This is a genomic window from Methanoculleus sp. DTU007 (assembly GCF_001512385.1).
Classification (GTDB): domain Archaea; phylum Halobacteriota; class Methanomicrobia; order Methanomicrobiales; family Methanoculleaceae; genus Methanoculleus; species Methanoculleus thermophilus.
Genome location: NZ_LFRO01000064.1, coordinates 1 through 16,505, shown reverse-complemented (window position 1 = coordinate 16,505; position 16,505 = coordinate 1). Strand labels below are relative to the sequence as shown.

The following is a 16,505-nucleotide window of genomic DNA, read 5'->3' as shown; positions in this document are numbered from 1 at the left end:
TTGTGGAACTCGCGGGGGCGGTCCTGGTATGAACGGGGGCCCCTGCCAGAAAATCTTTCATCCATATAATTCAACCATGCAGATAATCTGCACACATACAGACTACCTGCCTGCATATATAAGTGCGTCTCATAAAACCCAACAACGATCTGCAACTTCGGTGCACCCATCCATGCAGTATCCGCGGCCCCGGCGCGTGGGGGACATCTGTAGAATGAAAGAACAGCGTAGTTCGGGCATTTCCACGGATGGAGAAAGTTGCGGCATAACCCTTTTATCGATACTATCCTACCGAATGATCATCCAGATATGGCACACGTTAAACCATTTCTCTTTTACAACCGAACGAATTGCTATTTCCTCCCAGATTATGGGAACAGGGTGAGTGGCCCAGCATGACAGACGATATTCACACGGACGAACCCCCGGATAGTAGACAGAAGAATAACCACAGACGGACAATTGGTCCTGTCCCGAATCTTGAAGAGCACGTGAAACCCGACTGGTGGAAGGGTATCTTCAACCATCTCTACTTAAAGACCGATGGCGACGTCGTTGACGACCAGCGGATCACCAGCAGCGAGATTGATAGAATAATAGAGATCCTGCATCTGGAGCCGGATCAGAAGATCCTCGACCTCTGTTGCGGCCAGGGAAGACACACGCTCGAACTCGCGCGCAGGGGCTATAACGCCGAAGGTCTCGACCAATCGCACTACCTGATCCAGCGGGCCCGGTCGACTGCAAAGAAGGAGGGGCTCTCTGTCAGATTCCGTGAGGGAGATGCGCGCCGGCTGCCGTATCGCACCGACACCTACGACGTCGTCCTTGTTCTCGGGAACAGTTTTGGTTACCTGGACTCTGTCGAGGAAGACCTGCGGATTCTTACTGAGTTGCGGCGCATCCTCAAACCATGGGGGCGAGTGCTTCTGGATGTGGCCGACGGCGAGTACTTAAAAGAGCATTTCCAGCCGAGGTCATGGGAGTGGATCGACCGTACGATGTTCGTCTGCCGCGAACGGTCGCTCTCGCTCGATGCCCAGCGCCTGATATCCAGAGAGGTGATCACCGACGTCAACAAGGGCGTCGTAGCCGACCAGTTCTATGCCGAGCGCCTTTACACCCCCGACGCGCTCCGGCGGCTCCTGGAACGGGCAGGATTCTCCTCCATCACCTTCCACGAGATCGCCACGGAATCGCAGCGGAACCAGGACCTCGGCATGATGGAGCGCCGCTATATCGTCACCGCGGTCACAAGGAAAGAGTGGTCGTCAACGAAGACGAGAGGGCAGAAGAAGGCAAAGAACGTCGTGGTGCTGCTGGGCGACCCGTCCAGACCCGACGCGTTGAAACCCTCCTGCACCTTCGATGATGACGACTTCTACACCATCGACCAGATGAAGGCGGCTCTCCGGGAGCTTCCGGGATACCGATTCACGTACCTCTCCCGGCACGAGACCATGCTCCAGGATCTCACGAGACTGAAAGGGAAGATCGATTACGTCTTCAATCTCTGCGATGAAGGCTTCAACAACGACCCCCGAAAAGAACTTCATGTGCCGGCACTTCTTGAGATGCTCGGTATACCGTATACGGGCTCCGGGCCGCAAGCGCTTGCGTTCTGCTACGATAAGTCGCTTGTACACGGTGTCGCAAGAGAGATGAGGATCCCGGTGCCGGACTCCTGCTTCATCACCCCGGGTGACCGGACTTACGATATCGGGATAAATTTCCCGGTGATCGTCAAGCCGAACGAAGGAGATTCCTCATACGGCATCACCCAAAAGAGCATCGCCCATTCCGTTGAAGAGCTCGCCGACATCATCAACTCACTGCGGGCGAAGATGGGATACGACCATTCACTTCTTATCGAGGAGTTCCTTACTGGAAAGGATATCAGTGTAGGGATCATCGGGAACCCTCCGGGATGCTGCACAGTACTGCCTATTACAGAAGAGGACTACTCCGCACTGCCTCCGGATCTTCCCAGGATCTGCGGCTATGAAGCAAAGTGGCTCCCTGACTCGCCGTATGGGATGATCGTCTCACGGCCTGCAGAACTTCCGGAAGAGACCGAGAAAGCGATTGTGCGGTGCTGCATCGCCCTCTTTGAACGCCTGAAGTGCCGTGACTACTGCCGGTTCGACTGGCGTCTTGACGAACACGGCAATCCGAAACTTCTCGAGGTCAACCCGAATCCCGGCTGGTGCTGGGACGGGCATCTCGCAAAGATGGCAAAATATGCGGGCATATCATACCCCGAGATGCTCGGCCGGATCCTCAAAGCTGCAGAGGAACGGTTCGGGATGGATCATGAGAAGGTGGCACAAGAGGGCGATAAGGAGACTCTCTCGCTCGATCTCGACCGTGAGGAGGCCTGATCGGCCTCTATTTTTGAGCAGGGTTAAGGGCGGTCTGCTCAACCAACCCTTGCGAACGCATTGATCCCCCCTTGACGGGATACGGATGAGCCTGCAGGAGATGATCCTGGTCGGATGGCAAACAGCAATGCGGGCAGTCCTCTTTGTTGCGGCCCTCGGGGCCGCAAGCGGGAAGCTTGCCGCATGCGCGCCAACTTCCGACGGCTGATGGTGTAAACCCAGGAGCACCATAGCCACCTCGGTTTCTTCCCGGTCAATCTCATCCGGCCCGAGATCCGCCTCACCCTTGGTCTGGATCAGGGAACATCGGCACATCTGTATGGGTGGGCGAAAGCCATAGGGTGCAGGCACCATCAACCCGCAGATACCCATCAGTATATAACGTCCCCTGACAGATAGATCACGTAATATGGCCGATGAATCGTATCGGACCGCGACGGTCCAGGGCAGGGAGGTCCCCTACGATCCAGAGCAACTGCGCAAGATCAGCGAGCACCCCTGTTACTCCGACAAGGCATGCCACGCCTTTGGGCGGTGCCACTTGCCCGTCGCTCCGAAGTGCAATATCCAGTGTAACTACTGTATCCGGGACTTCGACTGCGTGAACGAGAGCCGGCCGGGCGTAACAAGCAGAGTCCTCTCCCCCGAGGAGGCGCTGGAACTCACGAGAAACGTCATCAAGGAACACCCGTATGTAAAAGTGATCGGCATCGCAGGGCCGGGCGAGCCGCTCGCAAACCCCGAGACGTTTGAGACACTGCGGCTGGTCCACGAGGAGTTCCCACATCTGATCATGTGCATCAGCACAAACGGTCTTGTGCTCCCGGAGTCGATCGAGGAACTCGCCAAATACGACGTCGGGAACGTTACGGTCACGCTCAACGCGATCGACCCCGCAATCGGCGAGAAGATCTACTCCTGGGTCGATTACAAGGGAAAGAAGTATTACGGGCGGGAAGCAGCCGAACTCCTCCTCTCTCAGCAACTGAAGGGGATCGAGATGGCGGTTGCAAAGAAGATGTTTGTCAAGATTAACACCGTCTACATCCCCGGAATCAACGATGAGCATATCCCCGAGATTGCAAAGAAGGTCGGAGAGATGGGGGCGTTCACGTTCAACGTCATACCGCTCATCCCGCAGTATAAGTTTGCCGGGATCACGCCGCCAACACCAAAAGAGAAGCGGGAGATGCAGGACCGGTGCGCTCCGTATATCAAGCAGATGCGCCACTGCGCGCGCTGCCGGGCGGATGCCATCGGAAGACTCGGCCAGGACATTCAGTCCTGTGTCTACCAGCAGATGAAGAATGAGAAGGCAGAATAAGCAACCTCTTTTTACCTGCCGGACACCCCGGGCATGACAACGACGATCGATCTCTTGCCCGACCAGCCGTTTGACCTTGATCTGACACTCTCCTGCGGGCAGGCCTTCCGCTGGGAGAAGGTAGGCAGGTGGTGGCAGGGCGTCGTCGACGGCCGGGCAATCCGGATACGGCAGGATGCAAACCGGCTCACGTTTTTCGGGGCGGATACGGAGTTCATCCGCGACTACTTCCGGCTCGATCAGGATCTTCCTTCCATCCTCTCGTCAATCGACCGTGATCCTGCAATCAGCGCCGCCATAGAGGAGTGCCGCGGCCTCCGGCTTGTGACGCAGCCGCCGTGGGAGTGCCTGGCCTCATACATCTGCGCCACGAACACAAACATCCCCGCAGTGAAGCGTCGGGTCGCCCTCATGGCGGAGCGCTACGGGGAGCCGATAGACGGACCTTTCGGCACGGCATACGCGTTCCCGGAGCCTGACGCACTTGCTCCGTGCACCCGTGCGGACCTATGGGAATGTAAACTCGGCTACCGAACGGACTATCTCCGGGAGGCTGCTTGCTTTGCGAGCAAAAACCCCAACTGGGCAGAGCGGGTCGCAGCCCTCCCGTTCGAGGAGGCGCGGCAGGCCCTGATGCACCTTCGGGGCGTCGGGCCGAAGGCGGCGGACTGTGTGCTGCTCTTTGGATTCGGGTTCTATGAGGCGTTCCCGGTCGACGTCTGGATCCACCGGATCGTGGCGGAGACCTACCTCCCCGACCTCGCCGGGAGGAAGTGCACCCCGGCAGACTACGATCGGATCCGGCGGTTTGCGCAAGGCTATTTCGGGGAGTATGCCGGGTACGCCCAGGAGTACCTCTACTGCGCTCGTGGCCCGGCACGCCGGGTACAGTGACACTCACTTGTTCCTGTCGCGGAGCCGCTCCCGGACGAGCAAGACTCCCGTGAGCAGGATGAGGATACCGAGGGCGGCAAGGCCGAGGGTGACGAGGGCAACTGGCACTCCGAAGACCGAGATCACGGGCGAGGCGGTGGTGATGGCGACGTTTCCTATCTCCAGGGGCGGCACAAACTCCCTGCCGGAAGCGAGATCTCCGTACCGCGCCATCGTCGTGCTATAGAGATGCGCCCTCACATCCGGGGGCATGCTCTCCAGGTACTCGGGGCAGACTTGCTCATAATACTCGCCGAAGGATGCGTTCCGCTCAAGCATCTGCTGGTGTATCTCCGCGTGCGACTCGTTGAACGAGTAATTGATGGAGATCTCCCCTGCAGCCGAGCCGGGCGCAAGAGAGACCGCCGCGAGCAGTGCGAGGAGGAGAGCGTATCCGCGTATCTTCATGGTCATCATCCGAGGAGCCGGGAGCATGGCGGCCTCCGGCTATGACTTGAAGTGGACGCCCGGGCCATAAAGTCATTATTGTTCCAATCCGGTGAAACTCGCGATAAACTCGTTATCCCGCATCGAAAGCACCTCCTCCGGCGTTCCCAGGGCCGCCACCCTTCCCTCCTCGATGAGGCAGACACGGTCGCCGAGTTCGAGAAGATCACGGAGATTGTGAGTGACGGCGATGCAGGGGATGCCGGCGTTCCGGAGACGGTCGCGAAGTTCTTTCCGCATCGCTCCTTGAGCCCGCATATCGACGGCGGCGAGCGGTTCATCGAGGAGGAGGAGTTCGGGATCGAGCACCAGCGCCCGGGCGAGGGCAACTCGCTGCCGCTGCCCACCCGAAAGCCTGGCGACGTTGACGTCCGAAAGATCGGCAAGGTTCATCGAGCGGAGCTGCTCCGCTACGACTCTGGCTATCTCGGCTTTGGGGACCTTTCTGCACCGTAGACCGAACGCCACATTCTCAAAGACGGTCATGTGCGGGAAGAGGGCGTAGGACTGGAAGAGGTGGCCGATATTTCGGTTCTCGGCGGGGATATCGATCCGCTCTTCATCCGAGTAGAGTGTCCGGTCTCCGAGAACGATCTTTCCACTCTTGGGGGTGAGGATGCCTGAGATCAGGTTCAGTACCGTGGACTTGCCCGCTCCGTTCTCGCCGATAAGGACGAGGGTTTCACCGGGTTGGACTGAGAACGCGACGTCGAGGGTAAAGTCCCGGAGGTGTCTTGTGACGTGGACGGAAAGCATCAGTACCTCCTCCTGGCGGCGATCTTCACCGCGGCAATCACCGCAAACGATATCATCACGAGGATGATGGCAAGGCTGATTGCGGCGTCGAGATCGCCCTGCATGGTCGTATAGATAGCAAGCGGCATCGTCTGGGTCCTGCCCTGGAAGTTCCCGGCGAACATGATCGTGGCGCCGAACTCTCCAAGCGCTCGGGCGAAGGAGAGGATTGCCCCGGAGACGAGCCCGCCCCACGCGAGTGGAATGGTGATCCGGAAGGCGACGGTCGCGGGCGATGCTCCGAGGGTTCGCGCAGCATCCTCGTAGAGGCGGTCGACCGCTTCGAAACTTGCTTTCGCCTGCCGGATGTAAAACGGCGAGGCGACAAAGACCTGAGCAATTACGACCGCAAGCGTGGTGAAGGCGATATGGATGCCGAAGATATCGAGGTACTGCCCGATAACTCCACGGCGTCCGAACGCCATCAGCAGCGCAATGCCCGCCACCGCTGGCGGGAGGACTATAGGGAGATCAGTGAGGGTGTCGACCAGTTCCCTGCCGCGGTACTCCCGCCGGGCGTTCACCAGGGCAAGCGGCGTCCCGAAGAGGACAACGATCGCCGTGCTCACCGCCGCGGTGATGAGGGAGAGCGCGAGAGCGTCGAGCACCACCGGTTCGCCGAGCGAGCGGAGGAACGCCTCCGGCGATATGCGCAGGAAGAGCGAGACTACCGGCAGCGTGATGAAGAGGAGAAAGATCCCAAGGAGGACGGCAGTGAGGAGGGCAAGTGTCACCCTCCCAAACCGCGTCCGGCTGCCGGAGGCGAAGGCCTCACGCTCAGGCAGGGATCGGGTCAAATCCATACTCAGTCAGAATGGCGCTGCCGTCCGGGCCCCGGACGAATGCTATGAATGCCTCTGCCTCGGCCTTGTTCGGCGACTCCGCAAGGATACCGAGCGGATAGGTTGCCTTGACGTTGTACACGGCCGGGATCTCGATCCGCATCACTTTCTCGAGGTCGTCCTTGGAGACGTCCGACTTGTAGACGATCGCCGCGTCCGCCTCACCGAGCGCGAGCTTGGGCACCACGGAGCTCACCGCCGTCTCCTCGGAGATAACGTTTGCCATCACGGCGTCCCGGTATGCCGGGCCATATGCGGAGTCTGCAGCCAGTTTATCGAGCATCTGCCGGGTGTAGTCCCCGAAGGGGACGTCCTTTGTGCCGATGACGAGTTTTACACCAGATTTGTTCAGGTCGGCAAGACCCGTGACCCCTGCCGGGTTGTCGACCGGGACGATCAGGGCGAGATTGTTCTCAAGGAACGGTGTCACGGTGCTGTTCACCATGAACCCGCCGTCCTGGAGGGCCTGCATGTGCTTTGTGCTCGCAGAGACAAAGATATCCACGTTCGCCCCCTGTTCGATCTGGGTGCGGAGCGCCTGTGAGCCGTCGAATACAAACTCGACCTTGACGTTCTCGTTCTGCGCCTCGTAGGCTCTGCCGATATCCGTGAAGGCTCCTGTGAGCGATGCGGCCGTAAAGACAGTCAGGGTCGTCTGCTCGGGTGCGGAGGTGGTCGTACACCCGGCGACCAGGAGACCGGCGACCATCAGCAGAGATATGGCAGCAAGAGCTACCCGGGATGTTCTTATCATATGTGCATCACTCGTAAGAGAATTGCGGCCCAATATATTTAATTTAGCTGATTTAAGCCCAAATTAACGAGATTTGGTTTACGAAACTGCAGAGCATAAAAATGTACGCAATATCTGCAGGCCTGCCGCCCAAACAGGGGTGAGGTAGGAGTATCAGACGATACTGCACAAACGCAGGTCACCCGATTGCCGGAGTCGATGAAAAATGGTTTAAAGAGAGACGAAAACGCCGATGCGGCCCAAAATAAGAAGAATCTCCATCCTGGACATCCCCAGCGCAGGGGCGCCTTGCAGCCGGTAGGCCGTATCCGGAAAGATATGCTGGCAAAGGCGCTTTTACCCGACCCGTGGCAGTCTCGTTCGATCAGGTGCGCCGCCGCTTCATCTCGTCCAGAAGTTCACGCCGGACATCTTCGATGCGCTCGTTCACCATCCGAACGAGGGGTTCGTCCTCGTAGAGATCGTACGATGTGGTCCCCCGGCACCGAGTCTCTTCGAGCGTCTTAGCCTTCGTCAATTCCCCGATAACGGACTGAGCCATATTCGAGTACTCACCGCGATCAACCTTCTCCTTCAGCCACCGGTACAGGTGACCCGGGAGCCGAACACCCACCTGCTTGCTTGAGATATTATCGGGGGATTCCATCTTCCTATTCAGGTATCCGGCAGAGCAATTATATTATAGTGTTTTTATTCTTCTCGGGAGATACCATAGGATACCCATAGGTATCATTAAACGATCGCGACCCCCATAATGATCCATGAGACAGAACAGAATGGTCGGCCCGCACCGGCTGAAAAGTGCAACGGGGGCGGAAAAGAGATGGTGCTGCATCACCTGGAGGGGGATTGGCAAGTGCGCGATTTAGACGCGACCCGAAAGACAATATGGCAGTCGCGCACCGCCGGAGGAGGCGGGCCTGTTTCCTGCCCCATCTGCGGGTGTCGGAGCCGCATAAAGGACTTCGTCTCCATCAAACCGCAGATGCATGCTATCCACCAGTGTCTTGGGTGCGGCTGCTGGTTCGACGATCTTGGGCCGGCATGCCCAACGTGCAGATCCTCCGGCGAATATCTTGGGTATGTCGATGTCCCCGGGCGCGGCATATATACACAGTATCGGTGCCGGAGATGCGGCCATGGGTTTATGCTCAAGATGCAGGAAAGCACAGATGACCGCCAGCAGAACTGATGGGGAGCCGATCCCTTCTCTCCAGTACCTGATATTCAAGGGAAAAAGAGTGGTGTTTTATGTCCCGATAGCCCAGCTGGCCATGTACTTCTCCTGCTCGGGCGTCAGCCGGTCGATCGAGAGGCCGAGCGCGGCAAGTTTCAGCCGTGCCACCTCTTCGTCGATGGCGGACGGGACGTCATGGACACCCGGAGCAAGTTTACGCCCATGCTTTGCAACGAACTCGGCAGAGAGAGCCTGGACGGCGAAACTCAGGTCCATCACCTCGATGGGGTGGCCCATCCCCTTCGGTGTTGCAAGGTTCACGAGCCTGCCTTCGGCAAGAACGTGGATGGTCTTGCCGCCGAGGATGTATGTGTCGATACCGTCCCGACGGACGATGGAGTCCGAGTGCGATTCAAGCCAGTCGACGTCGATCTCGACGTTGAAGTGTCCGGCGTTCGCAAGGATCGCCCCGTCATTTAAGTTCGGGAAATGCCGCTCGGTGATGATACTCGTATTGCCGGTGGTGGTGACGAAGATATCACCTAACGGCGCCGCCTGGTCCATCGTCATGACGTCAAACCCATCCATGTGCGCCTGGAGCGCCCTTCTCGGGTCGACCTCGGTCACGATGACCCGGGCGCCGAGGCTCCGTGCTTTCTGCGCGAGTCCCCGACCGCAGTAACCGTAGCCCGCGACAACAAACCGCTTGCCAGCGACGAGGACGTTTGTCGTGATCATGATCGAGGCGAGCGAACTCTCCCCGGTGCCGTGTACGTTGTCAAAGAAGTGCTTCATCGGGGTATCATTGACAGCAATGACAGGGAACTTGAGCGCCCCGTCCCGCTCCATCGCACGGAGCCTGTGGATGCCAGTCGTGGTCTCCTCGCACCCGCCGATGACCGTATCAAGCACTTCCTGGCGCTCGGTATGGATGCGGTAAATGAGGTCCATGCCGTCGTCGATGGTGATCGCAGGGCTGGCATCGAGCACCCGGTCGATGGCCGCATAGTACTCCTCGACGCTTGCACCCCGGCGAGCATAGGAGTGAATCCCTTCCCGGGTATTGAGCGCCATCGAGACATCATCCTGGGTCGAGAGGGGGTTGCACCCTGTGATATGCACCTCAGCTCCACCCGCTGCAAGAGTCTCGACCAGCACCGCAGTCTTTGCCTCGACATGCAGGGCCATGCCGATGGTCATACCGGAGAAAGGTCTCTCCTCGACGAAGCGCTTCCGAATGGACGCGAGTACCGGCATATACTGCCGCGCCCATGCAATTTTCAGGTCTCCTGACTCCATAAAACCACCAGACCGGTCTTTGCGCCCGGATATTCTTTGGTTTGCCTGTAAGGGTATCTTCTGTGAGTACTTAAACCTGAGGTAAGCGGAAGGTCATGGAGGCTCACAGCCCAAAACAGGGTTGTCGAACCCAAACCCATGCTCACGCGCAACGGGGATGCCGAAACAATCTGAGGTCTGAAACTATAGATCTGGAAGTCATCCCGAATACAGTGGACTGTGGGGGCAGCGCATCAAAAAACGGCGATCTCTCCCGAAGAGCCGTCTGCCGGGCTGGTGACCGAAAAATTGAGACGTGCAACCGCAACCATCAGATGACACCTCACCCTGCGGTCGGCCGCAGGTGCATGCCTGCCCCTCACAAAAAGAGAAGAACTCTCGAACCAAACCCTCATCACCTCCCGCTTCAAAACCACTACGCATGGTTTTGACCAAGCGGATCATCCCCTGCCTGGACCTCAAAGACGGGCGGGTAGTCAAGGGCACGCACTTCGTCGGCCTGCGCGACGCGGGCGATCCTGTGGAACTCGCCCAGCGCTACAATGAGCAGGGTGCGGACGAGGTGGTCTTCCTTGATATCACCGCCACCAGGGAAGACCGGAGCACAATCATCGACGTCGTGCAGCGAGCGGCCGATGAACTCTTCCTCCCGCTCACCGTCGGCGGCGGCATCCGGACAATCGACGACATGAAGCAGATCCTCCGTGCGGGTGCGGACAAGGTGAGCATCAACTCAAGCGCCGTCGCCGACCCGGACCTGATCACGCGTGGGGCGGAGCGGTTCGGCACCCAGTGCATCGTCGTCGCAGTGGACGTCCGGCGAAACTACAGAATGGAGCCGGGAAAGACCCCCGTTGCCCTCGCCGACGGCCGGGAGTGCTGGTATGAGGTCGTGACCCATGGCGGGAGCCGGGCCACGGGGATCGATGCCGTTGTATGGGCAGCGGAGGCCGAGGAGCGAGGGGCCGGCGAGATCCTGCTCACCAGTATGGAGACCGACGGGACAAAAGAGGGGTTCGATATCCCGATCACGAGAGCGATCTCGGAGGAGGTCGGGATCCCTGTAATCGCAAGCGGCGGCGTGGGGACGCTTGAGCACTTCTACACAGGATTCACGGAGGGAAAGGCTGACGCATGCCTTGCGGCAAGCGTCTTCCACTACGGGGAACTCACCGTCCGCCAGGTCAAGGAGTACCTGGCGGAGCGGGGTATCCCGGTACGGCTTTAAGATCAAGTGCGAACGCCGCGACCGAATGCTCAAGATCGAAGGCGGCGAGAACCGCCGGGTGAATCTCCCCAAAGACCCCGACTATTTTTCCATCGACGACGATATCCCCGCGGCGGCCATCGATAAACGCGGGATCGGTCGATTCCACGACCGTGTAGGGAAGCGAGAGTTCGCGGCAGAGGACGTCCACCGCTGCATACGCTTCAGAGAAGTCTGCGCCCGGGTGGATGCTGACCCCCGCGGCCTTCTGGAAGGTGACGCAGTCCTCGACCACGTCCCCCACCGCAAAGAGCCTCTGCGGGAGCTCGCGGTGCTTGTTCGCCTGGAGCGTCTCCATCAGCAGGGGAAGGAGGTCGGTTCTGACCACCGTCTGCTCCTCACTGATCGGGTGAAGAACCCGCAGGGTTCCGGGAGCGGGCTCGCGCTGCATCATTGAATACAGCACCCGCTCGTTTGAGAGGGTGAACGGGATCACCTCAAGATATCCTAGACCAATCATCACCGACCGAACCGCCCTCTCGATCGCAGTGATCGGGTGCTCCTTTGCGACCGTGGTGGTCGCCGGGAGGGCAGCATCGAAGTTCTCGATACCATAGGCGATCGCCACGTCCTCGAAGATGTCCCAATCGTGGAGGATGTCTGCGCGGTAGCAGGGGATGAGCACCCGAACATGCGAGTCGCCGTCGGGTTCGGCCTCAAAGCGCATCCGGCGGAGGAGCCGCGCCATCTCATCCGGCGTGAGGGGGATGCCGAGGAGGCGGGAGCACTCCGCGACCGAGACCACCCGCTCTGTCGGCGCAAGAGTGGGCATCTCCTCTCCCGCGACGGTGACGGTCTCGATCGTCGCCCCGGCCTCGGCAAGCGCCGTGCAGATGATATTAACCGCCGTCATCACCGCCTTTCTGTCGGTGCCGGTGCAGTCGAGCAGGATATTCTTCGTCGCCGTCGTGACCCTCGTCAGCTCGCCGTTGATGATCGGCGGGAAGGAGAGCACCCGATCGTTAGCATCGACGATCAGCGGGAACTTATCGAACTTCTCCACCAGGTGGGCGTAGTCCCGGCCCTTCGGGTGGTCGGAGAGGATCTCCTCCATCGTCATCTCCTGTTCGAAGTCGAGCGGGACGAAGGACCGGCTCCGGGGCGAGGCGATGTAGTGGAAAGGCGGCGTGACCTTATCCAGATCGTGAACACCAATCGCCACCTTGCTCCGCCCGCGTCCCACCGCCCAGTGAAGCGCCTCCTGGAGACCCATCAGGCTCTCGATAGCCTCCTCGTCAAGACTGACGTTCCGGATCACGGCCGAGCCCAGATACGGTCGGATATCGGCAAGACCCGGATCGACCGAGAAGGTGATGCCGGAGGGGCGGGTGGTGTAGACCGGAAGCCCCTCCTCGATTCCTAGGAAGCCGCGCATCGCCCGCGCGACACCTTCGGGAGAGTAGAGGTCCGGCCGGTTCGGGAAGAACTCAACGTCCACATGGTCTTCTTCTATTCGTTCAATATCGGCCCCGATCATAGGGATGCGGTCGATAAGCGTCTCTCGGTCGGTACCGGCCAGCCGCTCCAGGTACCGGTAGGGTAGTGTGATTATTGCCATATTACCGCCTCCCGCCGTAGGTTGGCGTCTCCCGGATCCACTCGACGTCGCTCCGGTAGAGCTGCCTCAGATCGCGCAGCCCAAGTTTTAGCATCGCCACACGGCTGATCCCGAGACCCCACGCGAGCACCGGGTGCTCGATCCCGAAGGGCGCGGTCACCTCCTCCCGGAAGATGCCCGCACCACCGAGTTCAACCCAGCCAAGCCCGTCGACGTAGACCTCCGGCTCCACGGAGGGCTCGGTGTAGGGGAAGTAGCCGGGGCGGAACCGGACCTTCTCAAAGCCCATCTTGGCGTAGAACTCCTTCAAGAACCCGAGGAGGTGACGGAAGTTGACACCTTCGTCCATGACGATCCCCTCGAGCTGCTCGAACTCCGCTAGATGAGTGGGGTCGATCGCCTCCCGCCGGTAGACCCGGCCTATGCAGAACGCCCTGACCGGGGGATTCGGGTGTGCTGCCAGGTGCTGGATCGAGAGGCTCGTCGTGTGGGTCCGGAGCACACACTGCTTTGCTTTCTCGGCACTCCAGGTGCCGCCCCAACCGGTGGAAGAGGTCTCGCCGCCGTGTTCGTGCATATCGCGGACACGCTCGTATCCCGCCGGGAGCGGCCAGCGCTCCCCAAGGAAGAAGGTATCCTGCATCTCCCGTGCGGGGTGGTCCTGCGGCTGGAAGAGGGCATCGAAGTTCCAGAAGGAGCTCTGCACAATCCCACCCGCCATCTCCTCAAAGCCCATATCGAAGAGGACGCGGCGCATCTCATCGAGGAGACGCTGGTATGGGTGCGTCTTGCCCGGGTAGGCGCGTTTTGGAAGCTTCGTGACGTCATAGCGCCGGAGCGGTAGGTTCTTCCATTCGCCGGAGAGGATCTGCTCACGGGTGAGCGTGCCCACCTCTTCGCGCAGATCAAGCCCTCCCGCAAGGAGTTCACGGCCACGGGGCGTGATCGAGACGGTGTAGGCGACGGTCTCAACCTCTTCGACGAGCCCGCGTCTTGCGAGGTCGGCGACCCCTTCACCGTCCTCGACCGCACCGGTCTCGCTCACCCTGGCGAATGCGGTTTCGTCAGGTCCCAGGGCGGCGTTGCCGGTCTTCTGCACGACCCCGTCCCGGATGGTGACCCATCCTTTTTTACGCATCCAGCCGATAGCGATCTTCGCAAGCGGGTGGGCCTGGAGGTCCCGCATCGGGATGGTCTCTTCAAAACTCTCAAGCACCTGCCGCTCGGGGAGGCCTCGTCCGGCATAGGCCCGCCCTTCTTCGGTCAGGACATATTGACGGGAGACATGCTTCTCCACGTCCACAAGCCCCCGCTCACTCGCGAGGTTCGCATACTGCACCACCGCCTCCCGGCGGGTCTCCATCCTCTCCGCAAGGGTGGCCGCGTCGGCCGACCCTGCCGGACCCAGCGCAACCAGGAGTTTCTTCTCGTTTAACGTCAGTTCCACAGTCACACTTCCTCTGCAAGATGCTCGACGGAATCCATCTTGTCCCGCAGTTCCGCAAGGAACGCCTGCACACGCTCCAGTGTCTCCTTTTTGCACTGCCCGCAGGTGAGTTCGCCGCTCTCACACCGGCGACGGAGATCGGCGAGTTCAATATCGTCCTCGAGCATGTGGAAGAGGTTTAAGAGGTAGACCGAACATGCGTCGGGCTCCCCCCCAAGACGCTTCTGCTCCTCAAGCGTCATCCGTCCGCCGGTCAGTGCCGCCATGACCTTCTTCTTGAGCGACTTGTCTGACTCATAATAACCAATCAAACTCTCGGGCACGCTGCTTGACATCTTTCCGCCCTGGAGCCCGGGCATGAAGATGTGGTAAGTCGACGAGGGGAGGTAGAACCCAAACCCTCCGTGAGCGATCTCGATCTTACGGACGGCATCCTCCACCTGGCTCATCGGAAGACCCACAAGATCGACATGGCCACCGTATTTTTTCGAGCCGGGGAAAGCCCGATGAACGGCCTCAAGAGCCTCATCTGGCGCGTTCTTCGACCGGACACTGATGTGATCGCCCCGGTCCTCGACCGTGAACATCCTGAGCTTATAGGCCACATCCCGGGTGAGCCGGATATGCGGGTCCTGGTCGAGGCCGACCGGGACGATGGTGGGCGCAGGGCCAGCATCGAGTTGTGGATAGAGGATATCGGCGACCTGGGTGACGACGCTCATGGCATGGGAGAGCGAGGTCTCGGGTCCGAACCCGTAGATCGCCGCCATCTCGGAGAAGTTCACCTTTGTGGACGCCTCGAATGCAAGGTCTTTTAAGCGCTCGTTCTTGCTCTGGTAGTAGGTCGTGCCCTTAAATCCAAGGGCATAGAGAGCCTTGAGGTACTCCTTTCCGTACTCGCGGCACTTCTCCCACGAGATGCCGCGGACCGCGTGCGCCTCCCGGTCGGCGATGGCAACATAGCCGTTCCCGCCCTGCTGGACGTGCCAGACCACCTCCTTCATGACCATCAGGTGCCCGAGGTGTGGGAGGCCTGACGGCATGAACCCGGTCAGCACGTGAAACGGGGTACGGTTCCGGATGGCGTCGGCTATCAGGTGGTAGTCCCGGTGCCCGACGACGATACCTCTGCGCATAAACGACGGTACCTCGGGAAGTCTCTGCGTGACCTCTCCGATCGGTTCGATGCCAAACTCGGCAAAGAGTCGATCTACATCGATGGTCTGACTGCTCGACCACGGATTCATCTCTGACGGCATGGATTGACGCTCACAGTTTAATTCGGGCAAATTCTATGTATCTGATATCGGTATTGTATACGCAGGCAAACAACATTTTCTTTTTGACGCTGTGAGCAAGCCTGACCGAGCGGGATACGGCGCTCATCGGCAAGGATGTCCCGGACGGAACGGCGTGGACAAGCATCTCGGAATGGCTCTTCTTCCCGGAGTAGACACGGAAGTGATGCCCGAACTTGTAGCCGGTCCTGGGAATGTAGCCCTTCTCCCGTAAATCCGAAAAGACCCGCTCTTTCTCCCTGATCTCGACGTCCGCCTCCGCCACAAGGTCAAGGAGCTGCTCTGCAGTCATCTCTTCGTTGTTGTGCGCAAGAGTGAGGCATTGCCGGCGCATGAGGTAGATCGATTCGACAGGGCGGAGAAGGAGACGCTCGGGATCAAGCCTTTTCCCGTACCAATCATCCTCGATCGAGGTTCCCGGCGGCAGATGGGCCAGCGCATAGGTTCCAAAGAGTGAGGCCATCACCGGAGTCGTGCATCCGGCCGGCTCCCCGACACCGGGGAGGTCCTGCACCCGCACCTCGTAGTACGTCAATTCGTCCTCATCGTCCACGACTGCGAGGAGGTACTGTTTGCGCATATTGACCGCAGCGAGGACGTCCTGGCTCAGCTGGTCGAAGTCGATGAGGTCACGCTCAGAGAGGACCCGAATCAAATATCGGGACTTTCCGGCTCCGGGTTTGTGACCGCGGCGGAAGACCCGGAAGTCGTGCGGACCGGGCTGGATCACGTATCCACGCTCGCGGATGTCATGGTAGACGAGATACCTGCGGATAAAGTTAGGCTGACCGGCGAAGAGACCAAGCAGGGTATCAAAGTCAAAGTCCATCACGGTGATCTTACCGCGCCCCATGAGGTAGAGCGCTTCTTCCGGGGATAGCCGAAGACCGGTCCCTTCCAGCCTTCCATAGCCGCCCTGCTCATAGAGTACGCGCCCTTCGCTCTTCAGGCGCACCCAGGTTCCGTCGAATGTTGCCAACACG

The 16,505-nt window shown here is 59.6% G+C and carries 15 protein-coding genes; 5 read left to right on the top strand and 10 right to left on the bottom strand.

Translation table 11 applies throughout. From position 1 onward, the window contains the following. The first annotated feature begins 395 nt into the window (after window positions 1-395). The 4 genes from ACI94_RS06895 (at window position 396) to ACI94_RS06880 (ending at window position 4,599) form a co-directional block, all read left to right on the top strand. Complete coding sequence (locus ACI94_RS06895) at window positions 396-2,381, top strand: methyltransferase domain-containing protein (protein WP_066957120.1); 1,986 nt, start codon at window positions 396-398, stop codon at window positions 2,379-2,381. 85 nt (window positions 2,382-2,466) lie between these two features. After that, window positions 2,467-2,589 (top strand): hypothetical protein, encoded by a 123-nt coding sequence (locus tag ACI94_RS06890; RefSeq protein ID WP_263478224.1) that lies wholly within the window; start codon window positions 2,467-2,469, stop codon window positions 2,587-2,589. A gap of 201 nt (window positions 2,590-2,790) precedes the next feature. Further along, window positions 2,791-3,705 carry a nitrogenase cofactor biosynthesis protein NifB gene (gene nifB, locus ACI94_RS06885; protein WP_066957122.1) on the top strand — a complete coding sequence of 305 codons (915 nt, stop codon included), beginning with the start codon at window positions 2,791-2,793 and terminating at the stop codon, window positions 3,703-3,705. Between the two features lie 33 nt (window positions 3,706-3,738). Then, window positions 3,739-4,599 carry a DNA-3-methyladenine glycosylase gene (locus ACI94_RS06880; protein WP_066957125.1) on the top strand — a complete coding sequence of 287 codons (861 nt, stop codon included), beginning with the start codon at window positions 3,739-3,741 and terminating at the stop codon, window positions 4,597-4,599. A 3-nt stretch (window positions 4,600-4,602) separates the two neighbouring features. Here the strand turns inward: ACI94_RS06880 and ACI94_RS06875 are convergent, their stop codons facing one another. From ACI94_RS06875 to ACI94_RS06850, 6 genes are all read right to left on the bottom strand, one after another. Next, on the bottom strand, window positions 4,603-5,046 hold the full coding sequence (locus ACI94_RS06875) for a hypothetical protein (RefSeq protein WP_150468738.1): 444 nt from the start codon (window positions 5,044-5,046) through the stop codon (window positions 4,603-4,605). A gap of 75 nt (window positions 5,047-5,121) precedes the next feature. After that, complete coding sequence (locus ACI94_RS06870; protein WP_286681252.1) at window positions 5,122-5,841, bottom strand: sulfate/molybdate ABC transporter ATP-binding protein; 720 nt, start codon at window positions 5,839-5,841, stop codon at window positions 5,122-5,124. Then, window positions 5,841-6,683 (bottom strand): ABC transporter permease, encoded by an 843-nt coding sequence (locus ACI94_RS06865; protein WP_066957135.1) that lies wholly within the window; start codon window positions 6,681-6,683, stop codon window positions 5,841-5,843. The genes ACI94_RS06870 and ACI94_RS06865 overlap by 1 nt, the downstream gene beginning before the upstream one ends. Further along, window positions 6,658-7,476, bottom strand: a complete 819-nt coding sequence (modA, locus tag ACI94_RS06860; RefSeq protein ID WP_066957139.1) for a molybdate ABC transporter substrate-binding protein — start codon at window positions 7,474-7,476, stop codon at window positions 6,658-6,660. The genes ACI94_RS06865 and modA overlap by 26 nt, the downstream gene beginning before the upstream one ends. A gap of 364 nt (window positions 7,477-7,840) precedes the next feature. Beyond that, window positions 7,841-8,122 carry a hypothetical protein gene (locus tag ACI94_RS06855; RefSeq protein ID WP_066957142.1) on the bottom strand — a complete coding sequence of 94 codons (282 nt, stop codon included), beginning with the start codon at window positions 8,120-8,122 and terminating at the stop codon, window positions 7,841-7,843. A gap of 603 nt (window positions 8,123-8,725) precedes the next feature. After that, a complete protein-coding gene (locus tag ACI94_RS06850; protein WP_066957145.1) occupies window positions 8,726-9,952 on the bottom strand; it encodes an adenosylhomocysteinase in 1,227 nt (408 codons plus the stop codon). Window positions 9,953-10,373: 421 nt separating this feature from the next. Here ACI94_RS06850 and hisF point away from each other — a divergent pair, with 421 nt between their 5' ends. Then, window positions 10,374-11,180 (top strand): imidazole glycerol phosphate synthase subunit HisF, encoded by an 807-nt coding sequence (gene hisF / locus ACI94_RS06845; protein WP_066957148.1) that lies wholly within the window; start codon window positions 10,374-10,376, stop codon window positions 11,178-11,180. Here hisF and pheT read toward each other — a convergent pair. Genes pheT through endA form a run of 4 tightly spaced genes read right to left on the bottom strand, consistent with a single transcriptional unit; the run spans window position 11,137 to window position 16,504 of the window. Further along, window positions 11,137-12,777 carry a phenylalanine--tRNA ligase subunit beta gene (gene pheT, locus ACI94_RS06840; protein WP_273259281.1) on the bottom strand — a complete coding sequence of 547 codons (1,641 nt, stop codon included), beginning with the start codon at window positions 12,775-12,777 and terminating at the stop codon, window positions 11,137-11,139. The two genes, hisF and pheT, sit on opposite strands and share 44 nt — an antisense overlap. A gap of 1 nt (window position 12,778) precedes the next feature. Continuing rightward, window positions 12,779-14,224, bottom strand: coding sequence for a phenylalanine--tRNA ligase subunit alpha (locus tag ACI94_RS06835; RefSeq protein ID WP_066957154.1), 1,446 nt, complete (start codon window positions 14,222-14,224; stop codon window positions 12,779-12,781). Between the two features lie 2 nt (window positions 14,225-14,226). Beyond that, a complete protein-coding gene (locus tag ACI94_RS06830; RefSeq protein ID WP_066957157.1) occupies window positions 14,227-15,483 on the bottom strand; it encodes a tryptophan--tRNA ligase in 1,257 nt (418 codons plus the stop codon). Window positions 15,484-15,493: 10 nt separating this feature from the next. After that, window positions 15,494-16,504, bottom strand: coding sequence for a tRNA-intron lyase (endA, locus tag ACI94_RS06825; RefSeq protein WP_066957160.1), 1,011 nt, complete (start codon window positions 16,502-16,504; stop codon window positions 15,494-15,496). Window position 16,505: the final 1 nt, after the last annotated feature.

Excerpts from the sequence above, each read along its gene's own strand:
- ACI94_RS06855 (WP_066957142.1), bottom strand. The coding sequence starts at position 8,122 with ATGGAATCCCCCGATAATATCTCAAGCAAGCAGGTGGGTGTTCGGCTC.
- hisF (WP_066957148.1), top strand. The coding sequence starts at position 10,374 with ATGGTTTTGACCAAGCGGATCATCCCCTGCCTGGACCTCAAAGACGGG.
- ACI94_RS06870 (WP_286681252.1), bottom strand. The coding sequence starts at position 5,841 with ATGCTTTCCGTCCACGTCACAAGACACCTCCGGGACTTTACCCTCGAC.
- modA (WP_066957139.1), bottom strand. The coding sequence starts at position 7,476 with ATGATAAGAACATCCCGGGTAGCTCTTGCTGCCATATCTCTGCTGATG.
- ACI94_RS06865 (WP_066957135.1), bottom strand. The coding sequence starts at position 6,683 with ATGGATTTGACCCGATCCCTGCCTGAGCGTGAGGCCTTCGCCTCCGGC.
- pheT (WP_273259281.1), bottom strand. The coding sequence starts at position 12,777 with ATGGCAATAATCACACTACCCTACCGGTACCTGGAGCGGCTGGCCGGT.
- ACI94_RS06830 (WP_066957157.1), bottom strand. The coding sequence starts at position 15,483 with ATGCCGTCAGAGATGAATCCGTGGTCGAGCAGTCAGACCATCGATGTA.
- ACI94_RS06890 (WP_263478224.1), top strand. The coding sequence starts at position 2,467 with ATGAGCCTGCAGGAGATGATCCTGGTCGGATGGCAAACAGCAATGCGG.
- ACI94_RS06875 (WP_150468738.1), bottom strand. The coding sequence starts at position 5,046 with ATGAAGATACGCGGATACGCTCTCCTCCTCGCACTGCTCGCGGCGGTC.
- ACI94_RS06850 (WP_066957145.1), bottom strand. The coding sequence starts at position 9,952 with ATGGAGTCAGGAGACCTGAAAATTGCATGGGCGCGGCAGTATATGCCG.
- ACI94_RS06880 (WP_066957125.1), top strand. The coding sequence starts at position 3,739 with ATGACAACGACGATCGATCTCTTGCCCGACCAGCCGTTTGACCTTGAT.
- ACI94_RS06895 (WP_066957120.1), top strand. The coding sequence starts at position 396 with ATGACAGACGATATTCACACGGACGAACCCCCGGATAGTAGACAGAAG.
- nifB (WP_066957122.1), top strand. The coding sequence starts at position 2,791 with ATGGCCGATGAATCGTATCGGACCGCGACGGTCCAGGGCAGGGAGGTC.